Below are 11,735 nucleotides of genomic sequence, written 5' to 3'. Positions count from 1 at the left end.
GGTGACTTCGAAACTCGTGAACATCACCCGACCGTGGATCTGGGTGCCTTCCAAACCCATGAACAACCGGCTTCACAACCCGTGAATAAAGCCAGTTGCCCGCTGATCGTCCGTTCACGCCCGTGAGCGATCGGACGCGGTCACGCGGCTACGGAGGAGTGGCCAGCCGGAGCTGTCGAGTCGGTACCTCGGCCGACTCCTGCGGCGGGGGCGAGATCTCTTCCCACCACGCGCTTCCTTCTTCGAGGTGGCGCAGCAGGATCCCCTCGCGAACGGCCCATGGACAGACGGTCAGCCGGTCGATGCCCATCAGCTTCATGGCCGTGTGGCCCACGAGCGCGCCGGCCAGACTCTGCCCGGCCCTGGGGGCGGAGATGCCGGGAAGACGGGCGCGCTCACCGGCAGGCAGCTCTGCCAGCCGGTCGATCGCGCGACGGAGCCCCGCACGAGGCACCTCGCGAGGCTCGAACGGCCCTTGACGCCCGGGTGCCGCGCCGCAGAGCCGGGCGAGCTGGCTGAAGGTCCGGGAGGTGGCTGCCGCCGTCCGTGGCGCCTCCCAACGGACGCGGGCGGCGACGTCCCTCAGCTCGTGCCGGACCGCCCGGCGCAACTCCCGCACCGCATAAGGGGCGGGGGGATCCTCTCCCCTCAGATGGCCGCGCGTCAGCCGACCCGCGCCCAAGGGCAGCGAGACGGCGAAGTCCGGGACCCGGCCCCGGCCGAACGCCACTTCCAGGGAACCGCCGCCGATGTCGAGGACGAGCAGCGGCCCGGTGCGCCAGCCCAGCCAGCGCCGCGCGGCCAGGAAGGTGAGACCGGCCTCCAGCTCACCGGACAACACCCGCAGTCGTACGCCGGTCCGTTGCCGTACCGCGTCGAGCACCTGGGCACGGTTGGGAGCGTCGCGCACGATCGCGGTGGCGAAGGCGAACGGCTCGGCCGAGCCCCGGCCCAAGGCGTCCCGTCGCGCGGCGGAGACCGCTCCGGCGACCTTCTCCAGGGCATCGGCGCCGATCCGGCCGTCCTTCTCGACGAGTTGGGCCAGGCGCACCCGCCGCTTGGCGGTGTGTACGGGAAGCGGTGCGCCGACCTCGGTGTCGGCGACGGCCAGCCGAACCGTATGGGAACCGACGTCCACGACGCTCATTCGCATGGCGGGCGAGTACCCGGGGTCTTCACCGTCACACGGTGAACCCGCCAGGTGCCTGACCTGAGCCTGCGGGCACGGTGTCCGGCGGCGCCCACCTTCGCGAGCATGGGCTCGCCGTCGCGTTCGACCGCCAGGGCGTCGTGAATGCTGCGCGCGGCTTCGGCCGGGGAGGAGCCGGACGGGAGGGCGGGCAGCTCAGCCGCCCACGGTGTCGGCCGCGAGCGGCGCGGTCGGCGTCCCGGCCCCTTGCCGCATCCCGTGCGGCAGTTCCTCCATCGCGTCGAGCGCCGTCCTGCGCGGCTGCCAGCCGAGCACAGCGTGCGCGCGCGAGCAGTCCATCAGGGGGAGTCGCAGCACTGCGTCGAACAGCTCGGGCGAGGCGGGCACGAGGCGCAGCCGGTACGCGGTGGCGAGTGCCGAACGGGCGGCCCGGCGCGGGACCCGAACCGTACGAACTGTCGACACCGGCGGACCAGCAGGCATTTTCTTCTGTACGGAATACTCACGGCCCGGGTGCTTCCCGGCCTCTCCGACTGGCATCTGCGCGGACGGCCCCGGATCGAACAGACCTCGGGGGTGCGCGAGTCCGCCCTGCACGCGCTCATGTTTGCGGAGGTGGGGATCTCCGTCCCACTGGGCCCGACGGCTCGTATCAACCCGCTGGCCCTGCCCCTCATGGGCGGTGTACTCGTGTCCCATAGCGGCACCGCGTTGCGGGATGTGCGCCTGGCGGTTGGCGCACGTCATCAGCTGGAACATCTGTTTGATGTCGGCTGCACCTTCCCGCCCCACCTGGCGCAAGCCTCCCGGGAACACTAGATGCTGCCTTCTGGCCGCTGCGGAGCAACCTCGCTCGGCACCGCCGCCAGAACAAGGGCTCCGCCCGGATCGCCTCCCACATCGACTGACCGTCGGCAGGCCACCTGGCCTCCCGGGCCAGGTTCTCGACCTCACGCGGTGCCTAGTCGAGTGCGTATGCCTCGTAGCGGACGGTGCTGGCCGTTCGAGCGGCTGAGGCTACGGCCAGGGTGCGGTTCAGCCACCGGTAGCGCTCGTCTCCCGTCTCGAAGCGGCAGAAGAGCCGGAAGTAGTACGCGGCGGGGTCCACCGGATCTCCGGCGTTCAACCTCCGGATGACCTCGGGTGAACCGTGGCGTATGCCGTTGGTGGAGAGGTAGAGGTGTGCTCCGTCGTGGGTGCGCAGGGTGGAGCGGGTGTCGATGCTGGCCGTGCCGTCGGGGTGCAGTACCTGCCAGTCCGCGCCGCCCGGCAGGACCACCCCGGAAAGCCGTGGACCCTCGAATGTCCCGCCGACAATGTTGATCACTCGGCGGCGGCCCAGGTGCGAGTCGCCGAGGTCGAGGACCGGGTCCAGGCGCACCTCGAAGGCGGCGAGGCTCGTCAGGTTCACCGCACGCTCCATGACGCGCGCTCGTTGAGCAGGGCCGGGTCGAAGCCTGCGGTGCGCTTGTACGCGGCGGCGATCTCCGTGCGTTCCGCGAGCGGGACGACCTGCTCGATGTCTTCGAAACCACCGGGAGCCCGCTCGTGCGCGAGTTTCATCACGACCTCGGGTCCCTGGCTCCGGTTGGCGAGTTGGAGCGCGGTCGTGGAGGGCCTGCGGGCCTCCTCGTACGCGGCGGCGGTGCCTGTCACGGCGAGCGAGTGGGCGAGCACTCGGGCGTCGATGATGGCCTGGGACGCTCCGTTGGAGCCGACGGGGTACATGGCGTGTGCGGCGTCGCCCAGGAGGACGACGTCGTCCTTGGTCCAGTACGGAAGGGGTTCGCGGTCCACCATCGGGTACTCGAAGGCCGCTTCGGCTCCGGTGATGATCGCGGGCACGTCCAGCCAGTCGAACTTCCAGTCGGAGAAGTGCTCCACGACCGTGGCGAGGTCGGCGGGGCGGTTCCAGTTTCCGCGCTCGGGCGGTTCGCCGTCCAGCGGGCGCTCGGCGATCCAGTTGATCAGACGTCCGCCCTCGATGGGGTAGGCGACGAACTTCTGCGTGCCGTCCCCGGCCATGATCATGGACCGCCCGGTCAGGAACGGTTCGCCGTAGGTCGTGCCCCGCCACAGCACGAGCCCGTTCCACGGCGGCGCTCCTTCGTCGGGGAAGAGAGCGGCCCTGACGGCCGAGTGGATGCCGTCGGCGCCCACGAGCAGGTCGGATTCGTGGGCCAGGCCGGTGATCCGGCTGCCGGTTCGTACGGAGTGCGGGCCGAGGCGCTCGCGTACGGCGTCCAGGAGCAGCAGTTGCAGCCTGCCCCGGTGCACCGAGTACTGCGGCCACCGGTAGCCGGCGTCGAGCCCTCGCGGCTCGGACCAGATCGCCTGCCCGTACCGGTTGAAGTAGGCCAGCTCGGCTGTCGGGACGCCGATCGCGGCCAGCTGTTCGGCCAGTCCGAGCTCGGTCAACTCCCTTACGGCGTGCGGTAGGAGATTGATCCCGACACCGAGCGGACGAATCTCCCGGGCCGCTTCGTGGACGACGATGTCGTCGAACCCGGCCGCGTGCAGACTGAGCGCGGTGGCGAGCCCGCCGATGCCGGCTCCTGCGATGGTGATCCGCACAGCACCCTCCCGTAGGTGATTGTTATGGCCGTAACAATCACCTACCGGGCCTCCATGCGCAAGACTCTGATCGTGGACCGACCAGATCTCAGATACGCCGCCTTCGCCCGCGACCGCCTTGCCGGCATGCCGCCCCCCGCCGACCCGGAGGCGTTCGCACTCGCCTACCACCTGCTCCACCTGTCCTATCTGGTCGTCGCCGACCTGGAGAGCCAGATCCACCGCCCGCGCGGCTGGACGCTGCCGGGCTTCCGGCTGATGTTCAAGCTCTGGATGCTGGGCCCCACGCAGCCCGCAAGGCTCGCCGAGATCTCGGCGATGTCCCGGTCGGCGGTCACCAACGCCATCAACACGCTCGAACGGGACGGCCTGGTCGAACGCCGACCGGTCCCCGACGACCGGCGCGCGGTCGCCGCGGCCCTCACCGACAAGGGAGAGACCGCGGTACGGGAGGCATTCGCCGAGGAGACCCGACGCGAACAGCAGTGGTTCGCCACTCTCGACGCAGAGGAGCGGACCGCTCTCACCGGCCTGCTCACCCGGATTCTTGCCGCACGCCCCGAAGGCACCGACTGAAGGGCGCTGCAGCAGCCCGAGCCCGGGTCGTTTTCCCGTACGGGTGGGGTGTTGCGGGCGGAGTCCGCGCAGGTGGAGACGTGCATCGGCCTGTGGGGCGACCAGTTCGGCAAGCCGGTGAATACGGCCCATGAGCGGGCGGGAACAGGAATGGCCTCTGGGCCTGATCTGCCGGTGGCCAGCGTGGTCGGGGGAGTGGTCGGGGCGGGGCGTCGCGCTTCTGGCCGTGGCCGCAGACGTCGCGCTGCCGGGCTCTACCAGGGTCCGCGGGGAAGGCGCGGCCGCGCGGCGGCCTCGGGAACGGGCGCGGTCCCGGCGACGGTCCGGCGCCGCGGCTGGGCGGTTCTGCGCGCCGTCGGACTCATCGACATCGGTCTGCCGGGCGCCACCACCTGGGGCCCGGCGGGCCGTGCGACGCTGGAACGGCTCCTCTCGGATCAGACGGCGGGCGGCGTGTAGCCGAGCACCTCGAACAGCGGGCGCAGCCCCACGAAGTGGGCCTCGGGAAGCGTGTCGAACAGCGCCCGTGCCTCCGCCCAGGTCCGTACGGAATCCGCTACGTCGCCCCGCGCGTGCTGCGCGGCCGCCAGACACGCCAGGATCGTGGCGCGACGGCCCGGATAGCCGACGCCGTTGCCGATCCGCAGCGCCCGCCGGTGGAACGCGACCGCGCGCTCCGGGTCGCCGAGCGCGTGCCGCACGACGCCGAGCGCGGACACCGAGAAGCTGACCATTCCGTCGTTGCCGACCGACCGGTGGACGGCCATGGCCCGGCGCAGCGGATCGCGCGCCTCGGCGAACCGGCCAGCCCGCAGATGGGCGGTGCCGATGTTGGTCTCGAACACAGAGACCGCCCACGGATCCCCCGGAGGAGGCACGTCACGCAGCACAGCCAGCGCCTCCTCCAAGTGGCGCACCGCGCGGACGTCGTTGCCCGCGTACGCGTGGTGCGCGCCCAGATTGCCCAGGACGTGTGCCTCGCCGATCCGGTCGCCCGTGCGCCGCATTAGCGCCAGGGCCCCGGTGAGGCAGGGGAGGGCGGATGCCGGATCCGACTGGCCGTCGTACGCGGAGCCGAGGTTGTTGAGCGACAGCGCCTCCGCGTGCGGATCGTCGGCGCGGCGCGCCGCAGCGACCGAGACGCGGCCGATCACGATCTGGTCCTCGCGCACCGGATTACCGCGCAAATAGCTCCACAAGAGCGCGGGCAACTGCCAGGCGACCTCGTCGTCCCCTCGCGCGTACGCGTCGTGGACCGTGGCCAGGAGGTTCGCGCGTTGCGCGTCGCACCACAGGACGGCATCGGCCTGGGTGGCGAAGGCAGAGACCGCCAGGTCCTCGGGCGGTGGGGGCAGCCGGACCGTGCGCCGGTGGGGCGCGAGGACCCGGTCGGCGGCATCCGCGTGGTGCAGGCACCAGGCGTACCAACGGGAGCGCGCCGCGCGCCGCGCCACCGGCGTCTCGTCCGCCGCCGCGCGCTCGGCGGCGAAGATCCGCAGCAGGTCGTGGAGGCGGTAGCGGCCGGACCCGCGATCCTCCAGGAGGTGGGCGCGCACCAGCCGGTCCAGCGGGGCACGGTCGACCGTGCCCGAACCGTCCAGTGCGGCAGCCGCCGCGGGCGTGATGTCGGTGCCGGGGAACAGCCCCAGGCGGCGGAACAACCGCTGCGGCGCGGACTCCAGGGCCCCGTACGAGCGTGCGAACGCGGCCCGCACCCCCGTACCCCTGTCGCCGTCGATCTGTAGCGTGCCCAACCGGTCGCCCGAAGCGGCCAGTTCGGCCGCGAACCCGGCGATCGAGTCGTGCGGCCGGTCGCGCAGCAGCGCCGCCGCGATGCCGAGCCCGAGCGGCAGGCCGCCACAGGCGGCGAGCAGCGCGTCCGCTGCTCCCGGCGGCTCGGCGGCGGGGCGGCGCGGCCCCAGCACCCTCGTGAGCAGGGCCCTGCCGTCGGCGGCGGTGAACCCTGCCAGGTCCAGGCGCCGGGCGCCGTCGCGCGCGGTGAGGCCGGTGAGGCGCTCCCTACTGGTGACGAGCACGGTGCAGCCGCCGTTGCCCGGCAGCAGCGGCCTGACCTGCTGGGCATCGCGCGCATCGTCCAGGACGACCAGCACGCGCCGGTCGGTCAGCAGCGTGCGGTAGAGCGCCGCCGCCTCGTCCTGGTCGGCGGGTATGCGCTCGGCGTCCTCGCCCAGGGCCCGCAGGAAGGCGGCGAGTACCGCGGCCGGACGCCGGGGACCACCGGGTGCGTGCCCGCGCAGATCCGCGAAGAGCTGTCCGTCAGGGTAGTGGTGGCGGTGGCGGTGCGCCCAGTGCAGCGCCAGTGTGGACTTCCCCGTGCCCGGCACACCGCAGACCACGGTCACCGCCTCGCCCGGCCCCGGTGCGGCGGTACGGGGATCCGGCACGGAACCCAACCGGTGCAGTTCGTCCGAGCGGCCGACGAACGTCATGAGGTCCGATGGGAGTTGGGCGGGTACGGGCCGAGGGGCACGGGCCGTGGCGGGAACCGGCCGGTCGGTCCCCGGCCGCAGCAGTACGTCTCGCAGCGCCCGCAGCTCAGGACCGGGGTCGAGCCCCGTCTCGTCGGCGAGGCGGGTCGCGTGCCTGCGGTACACGTCCAGCCCGTCGCTCTGGCGCCCGGCCCGGTGCAGCGCCGTCATCAGGTGCAGTATGAACCCTTCGCGCAGCGGGAACTCGGCGATCAGTGAGGTCAGTTCGGGAATCAGTGCGTGATGGCGGTGCAGGGAGAGCTCCAGCGCGAAGCACTGTTCGAACGCGCAGAGGCGCTGCTCGTCCAGGGCCGTGGCAGCGGACCTGAGCGGCCAGCCGGGCAGTCCGTCGAGCGCGGGCCCGCGCCACAGGGCGAGCGCGCTCCGCAGGCCCGTCACCGCGGCGGCCGCGTCCCCGGCGGCTTCGGCGGTGCGCGCGGCGGCCACTTCTTCGGTGAACGCCCTCGCGTCCACGGTGGATTCGGGCACGGCGAGCCGGTATCCGGGCCCGTCGCTGACGACGACCGGTGCGGGACGCCGTGCGTCGGCCGCCCCCGGCCGGGCCGGGCACGCCTCGGTGAGGCGGCGGCGGAGCAGCCCGGCCATGTTGCGGACCTGACGCTCGGCGGTCGCCGGGGGAGCCTCGTCCCACACCGCGTCGACCAGTCGCGCCAGCGGCACGGCACGGTTCACGCGCAGGGCGAGCGCCGCGAGCAGGCTGAGCTGGCGCACCCCGCCGAGTTCCACGCGCTCGCCGTCCGCCCAGACCTCCACCGTTCCCAACAGCCTGAACTCCACACGACCTCCGTTGCGCGGACACACGGACACACGGACACACGGACACAGGGACACGCAGACGCGGAGCGGCGGGGACCGGCCGCTCGCAAGCAGATCATCTTCTCCGGGCTCCTCTGCGGGGTCCAGGGACATTCACGCCAGAGGCGGGGGAGAACGGTGTGACGGTCGGCGCTCTCATGACCGCGCCGTGAAGGAATCGTGTCGCGCCTCGGCAAGCTCAGCTCCGTTCCCTCGACGCACAACCCCCACGGCAAGCACTCAATGCACCTCAAGGAGAGAACCGTGAAACGCTCCGCCATCCGCACGAACCGCGCTGTTCCCGTCGCACTCGCCGCCATGGCGGTGGTCGGCGGACTGGCCGTGGCCCCCGCACATGCCGCGCCCCCGCCACCCACGGGCAACTGCAACCCGACCGTCGACACGATGTACTACGACGTCACGACCAAGGTCACCCCGGTGATCACCGACTTCCTGGCGGTCACGATCGCCGAAGGCACCACGGGGCAGCGCACCGAATCACTCACTCAGCTGGACTCGGTGACCACCACTGTCGACCGCGAGACCGAGATCAAGGCATCGGCCGCCGCCCTGTTCGCCAAGGTCGAGGCAAGGGTTCGGTTCTCCGTCTCCAAGACCACCTCGTCGACGAGGACCCACCAGATCACCAACACCTGGAACTTCAACCGCGCGGGGCAGTACGCCCTCTACCGTGGCACCCGCAAGGTCGAGGGCGAGTACGTGAAGTACGTGTGCGCCCAGACCGGGCCGACCACCGGCGTATGGGTCAACGCCATACGCGACGCGCCCCACGGCACCTTCACCACCTTCGAGGCCCCCGAGATCGGCACCGCCGTACGCAACTGCGCCGCCCTGGAACCCCTCGGCACCGTGCGCCGCGCCGCCCAGGACCGGCTGGGCGCGTGCTGAGCCGCGCACCCCGCCCGCCGCGCCGACAGCGGGGCGCGGCACCCGCCCCGTACACCAGACATCGGGCGACCGGCCACCACGCGACCACCGACCGCACACCGACCAAGGAGACCCCCGTGAGTCACGTGGATCACAGCGCACCGCGCACCGCCCACCGCCGACTGGGCTACGCCCTGGGGGCCGCGGCGGCAGCGCTCGTGACGCTGCTCCCCACCGCGGCCCCCGCGTCCGCCGCGTCCGGCAGCAACTGGGACGGCTGGATATGCGACGAGTCCAACCAGTATCGGATCAACACCCCGAGCGGCATGGTCCTCGACCTCTCCCAGGGGCCCGACAACCCCGGTGCCATCCTCCAGCACCCGTACTTGGGAGGTAAGAACCAGAAGTGGCTGGCGTGCAGGTGGCCGAGCCCGACACAGAGTACGGACTGGGTGTTCAGATCGGTGCTCACGCGGCAGTGCATCACGATGGTCGGCTACAAGCCCGACGACGGCCAGGCGTTCCAGCAGGGCGACTGCGGCGACTACATCGGCACCAACCAGAAGTTCTGGCTCGATCGCCACCCTGTCAACGTCCCCTTCGCGATGCAGGTCCTGCACTCCGGAGCCTGGGTATCGATCCAGAAGGACAAGTTCGCCCAGCAGCGCGCGCTCCTCGTGCAGTACTCCGACAAGGCGATGATGTTCTCCCTGCAAGTGGCCTGAATGGACGGACTCCCGCGCTCCCCTCGGTACGGGGAGAGCGCGGGGGTCCCGCCGCGCGTCCTTGCCGACGCCGACTGGCTCACCGGTCTCGACGTCGGCCCCGCGCGCGGCAGGCTGCGCGGCCGGGTCACCGCGCGGTCGCTGCCGCTGTTTGGACTGCTGTAGTGCACGTCAAGGCAAGGCCATCGGCGACCGGTCCACCTCGGTGTCGTGCCGTGCGGTCCCGGCCTGCCCGGTACCGCCCCTCTTCACAGCAGCACCCGGCCCCAGCCACTTCTACGTTCGTATCGGACGGTGAGCCGGCGGGAGCCGAACAGCCAGGAGATCGACCGCTCGATCTTCCAGCGGTGGCGGTCAAGCCGCTCGCCGGACTCGATTCCCGGACGCGCGATCCGCGGGATCAGGCCGCGGCTGCGGAGCCAGGCCAGGTCGTCAACGGAGCAGTACGCCTTGTCCGCGCGGTCTGTGCCTGGAGCGGACGGCGGGTATCGCCAGGATCAGCGGTTTGAACACCTGGCTGCCGTGCAGGTTCGCCCCGGACACCGCAACAGCCAACGGAACGCCCTGAGCGTCGGGCAGGACGTGCGGTTTGCTGCCCTTCTTGCCGTGGTCAACCGGGTTCGGCCCGGTCAGGGTTCCCCTCTTCTTTTGTCCGAACGGACGCCGCGTCGACGATCGCCGAGGTCCAGTCGACCTCGCCCCTGGCGCCGAGTTCGTCCAGCACCGCCCGGTTCAGCCGATGCCCACAGACCCGCCCCGGTCCACACCGTGAACCGGCGATGCGCCGTCGCGGAAGGCATACCGAACGTCGGCGGTAGATGCCGCCAGGCGCAACCGCTGGTCAGCACGTACACCGCGGCAGTGAACACGGCCCGCTCATCACATGGAGCGGTCCCGCCGCCTTGCGGGCGAGCAGCAAACGACGGCAGTAACGGGGCGACCAGCTCCCACAGTTCATCAGGTACCAGCCGCTGCGACAGATCGACACCCACGACCGACAACAAGCCGCACGGACATCAGGCTACGTGGGGAATCCTCTCACTGGACATGCTTCGATTCCTGTGACCTGCGAGGACTGGATTGGCTGATAATGACGGTCGCGGACTGGGTGCGCTGTCAACGGACAGCTCACGAGTCTCGACAGCTGTTGTTCACGGTCTTCCTGCCTCAACCAACCCATTCGACCTCGAACTCCTGACCAGCGGCGACCAACTTCGTTGAGTCCCACGGCCTATGGCGACCAGATTGGATGAGACGGAAAGTGGATGAATTAGCTCATTGTCCTGTGTGAACGTGTCAGGGACGACACGGTGACACATGAAATCAACGCACCGGGTCGTTCGGGTTCATCTGAACATCACGGTGACGATGAAGGGAAGTGCACCCGTGAGCATCGCCAGGAGTGTGGAGGCGAGCGTCTGGCCATTCACGGCGGTGTTGGGACTGGCAATGACATAGGACAGTAGGTCGTACACTCGGGCATCCTCCTCTGAGATATCTGAGGCGCGCCGCGGTGCCCTGGACGGCAGAGCTTCCTCAATTCGCCGTACTGACACGGCTCTTGCCTGTTCAACGATCCATGAGAGTCGCCACTGCGAGTAGAGTCCGAAGAGCGCGACGGCTACCATGAAAATCCCCGCCAGAGCCCACTTGACGGTGTTGAGTAGCTCGTTGCCTGGATCTATTCGTGACGCGTAGACGACGGGGACGAAGGCAAAGCACAAGCCTGCTGCTGCCATCAGTGTGACGAATCGGTACCAGCGGGCGACCCGTTCAAGCCCGATGGTCCGCGACGGTGCGAACCATAGGAGCTTGACATTCCGCGGGTTGGTCACGATGCGTGCCAACCGAATGGCGCGGATCATCCAGTAGTTGCTGTTGGCTGCTGCGGCGCCGGTCACCACGACCACCATGTAGGAGGCGGCGTCGACAAAGAGATGGGGCGTGGTCCCCAGCGCGTGTTGAACGCCGAACATGACAGCGGCCGCTCCCACGGCGCCAATGACGGTGTATCGCCACTGGCGTTTCGCAGAGATCCCGCGGTCGATCCATGCGTGGACCGCTGTGCGGCCAGTCGGGGTGAGCATGCGGTCCAGTGAGTCGCACATCGCATGGAAACCTCGGCAGCCCACCCATTGGCCGAGGACCACAAGGATGTTGACCAGCGTGTAGTACAGGAGCCACATGCCGTAAGCCTGGAATTTCGGCACAGCAGTGGAGGAGAAGACCAGGTGGACGCCAGCAGCGACGTACGGCAGCCCGACCGCAACGGCGAACGGCCAGCAGCGTCTTACGTGCCATGTCGCGGTGGTTCCTGAAGCCCGGACACCAGCCACGCGCAGCACCACAACCTGCGCCATGTCCGCCGCGTAGCGATCGTCGAGGTCTCCCGGACTCGGCACATTAGCCTCCGACGCTTATCGGACTGCCCGTATCAGCAGACAACCGAGCGTTACAGCTTGCGTGATACCGCGAGAGGACAAGCGAACTGCGGGGTCATCAAGGTCCATGCGGCTG

The 11,735-nt window shown here is 70.1% G+C and carries 11 protein-coding genes; 4 read left to right on the top strand and 7 right to left on the bottom strand.

The window, feature by feature from the left end; all coding sequences use genetic code 11:
* Window positions 1–148 precede the first annotated feature (148 nt).
* From ACIBNE_RS40060 to ACIBNE_RS40045, 4 genes are all read right to left on the bottom strand, one after another.
* Complete coding sequence (locus tag ACIBNE_RS40060; RefSeq protein WP_399280828.1) at window positions 149–1,153, bottom strand: Ppx/GppA family phosphatase; 1,005 nt, start codon at window positions 1,151–1,153, stop codon at window positions 149–151.
* A gap of 192 nt (window positions 1,154–1,345) precedes the next feature.
* On the bottom strand, window positions 1,346–1,615 hold the full coding sequence (locus tag ACIBNE_RS40055) for a hypothetical protein (RefSeq protein WP_399280827.1): 270 nt from the start codon (window positions 1,613–1,615) through the stop codon (window positions 1,346–1,348).
* A gap of 496 nt (window positions 1,616–2,111) precedes the next feature.
* Window positions 2,112–2,561, bottom strand: a complete 450-nt coding sequence (locus ACIBNE_RS40050) for a DUF3237 domain-containing protein (RefSeq protein WP_399280825.1) — start codon at window positions 2,559–2,561, stop codon at window positions 2,112–2,114.
* On the bottom strand, window positions 2,558–3,724 hold the full coding sequence (locus ACIBNE_RS40045) for a flavin-dependent oxidoreductase (RefSeq protein ID WP_399280824.1): 1,167 nt from the start codon (window positions 3,722–3,724) through the stop codon (window positions 2,558–2,560). Before ACIBNE_RS40045 ends, ACIBNE_RS40050 begins: the two co-directional genes overlap by 4 nt.
* Window positions 3,725–3,796: 72 nt before the next feature.
* Here ACIBNE_RS40045 and ACIBNE_RS40040 point away from each other — a divergent pair, with 72 nt between their 5' ends.
* On the top strand, window positions 3,797–4,300 hold the full coding sequence (locus tag ACIBNE_RS40040) for a MarR family winged helix-turn-helix transcriptional regulator (protein WP_399280822.1): 504 nt from the start codon (window positions 3,797–3,799) through the stop codon (window positions 4,298–4,300).
* A 437-nt stretch (window positions 4,301–4,737) separates the two neighbouring features.
* Here ACIBNE_RS40040 and ACIBNE_RS40035 read toward each other — a convergent pair whose 3' ends face one another.
* Window positions 4,738–7,587, bottom strand: a complete 2,850-nt coding sequence (locus ACIBNE_RS40035; RefSeq protein ID WP_399280820.1) for an AfsR/SARP family transcriptional regulator — start codon at window positions 7,585–7,587, stop codon at window positions 4,738–4,740.
* A gap of 282 nt (window positions 7,588–7,869) precedes the next feature.
* On the opposite strand from ACIBNE_RS40035, the gene ACIBNE_RS40030 reads away from it, so the two are divergent.
* The 3 genes from ACIBNE_RS40030 (at window position 7,870) to ACIBNE_RS40020 (ending at window position 9,383) form a co-directional block, all read left to right on the top strand.
* Window positions 7,870–8,514 (top strand): hypothetical protein, encoded by a 645-nt coding sequence (locus ACIBNE_RS40030; RefSeq protein WP_399280818.1) that lies wholly within the window; start codon window positions 7,870–7,872, stop codon window positions 8,512–8,514.
* 116 nt (window positions 8,515–8,630) lie between these two features.
* Window positions 8,631–9,218: an RICIN domain-containing protein gene (locus ACIBNE_RS40025; protein ID WP_399280816.1), complete on the top strand. Its 588-nt coding sequence runs from the start codon at window positions 8,631–8,633 to the stop codon at window positions 9,216–9,218.
* Complete coding sequence (locus tag ACIBNE_RS40020) at window positions 9,219–9,383, top strand: hypothetical protein (protein ID WP_399280814.1); 165 nt, start codon at window positions 9,219–9,221, stop codon at window positions 9,381–9,383.
* A 464-nt stretch (window positions 9,384–9,847) separates the two neighbouring features.
* On the opposite strand, the gene ACIBNE_RS40015 is transcribed toward ACIBNE_RS40020, so the two are convergent.
* Together ACIBNE_RS40015 and ACIBNE_RS40010 are read right to left on the bottom strand one after the other, a co-directional pair.
* Entirely contained in the window at window positions 9,848–10,210 is a 363-nt protein-coding gene (locus tag ACIBNE_RS40015; protein ID WP_399280812.1) for a transposase, read from the bottom strand.
* 354 nt (window positions 10,211–10,564) lie between these two features.
* Window positions 10,565–11,578 (bottom strand): hypothetical protein, encoded by a 1,014-nt coding sequence (locus tag ACIBNE_RS40010; protein ID WP_399280810.1) that lies wholly within the window; start codon window positions 11,576–11,578, stop codon window positions 10,565–10,567.
* Window positions 11,579–11,735: the final 157 nt, after the last annotated feature.

Source organism: Streptomyces sp. NPDC050504 (assembly GCF_044458065.1).
Classification (GTDB): Bacteria; Actinomycetota; Actinomycetes; order Streptomycetales; family Streptomycetaceae; genus Streptomyces.
This window is presented reverse-complemented; position numbering and strand designations above follow the sequence as displayed.

What these genes read in the sequence shown, in the direction of transcription:
- ACIBNE_RS40060 (WP_399280828.1), bottom strand. Translation starts at nt 1,153, where the DNA reads ATGCGAATGAGCGTCGTGGACGTCGGTTCCCATACGGTTCGGCTGGCC.
- ACIBNE_RS40020 (WP_399280814.1), top strand. Translation starts at nt 9,219, where the DNA reads ATGGACGGACTCCCGCGCTCCCCTCGGTACGGGGAGAGCGCGGGGGTC.
- ACIBNE_RS40010 (WP_399280810.1), bottom strand. Translation starts at nt 11,578, where the DNA reads ATGGCGCAGGTTGTGGTGCTGCGCGTGGCTGGTGTCCGGGCTTCAGGA.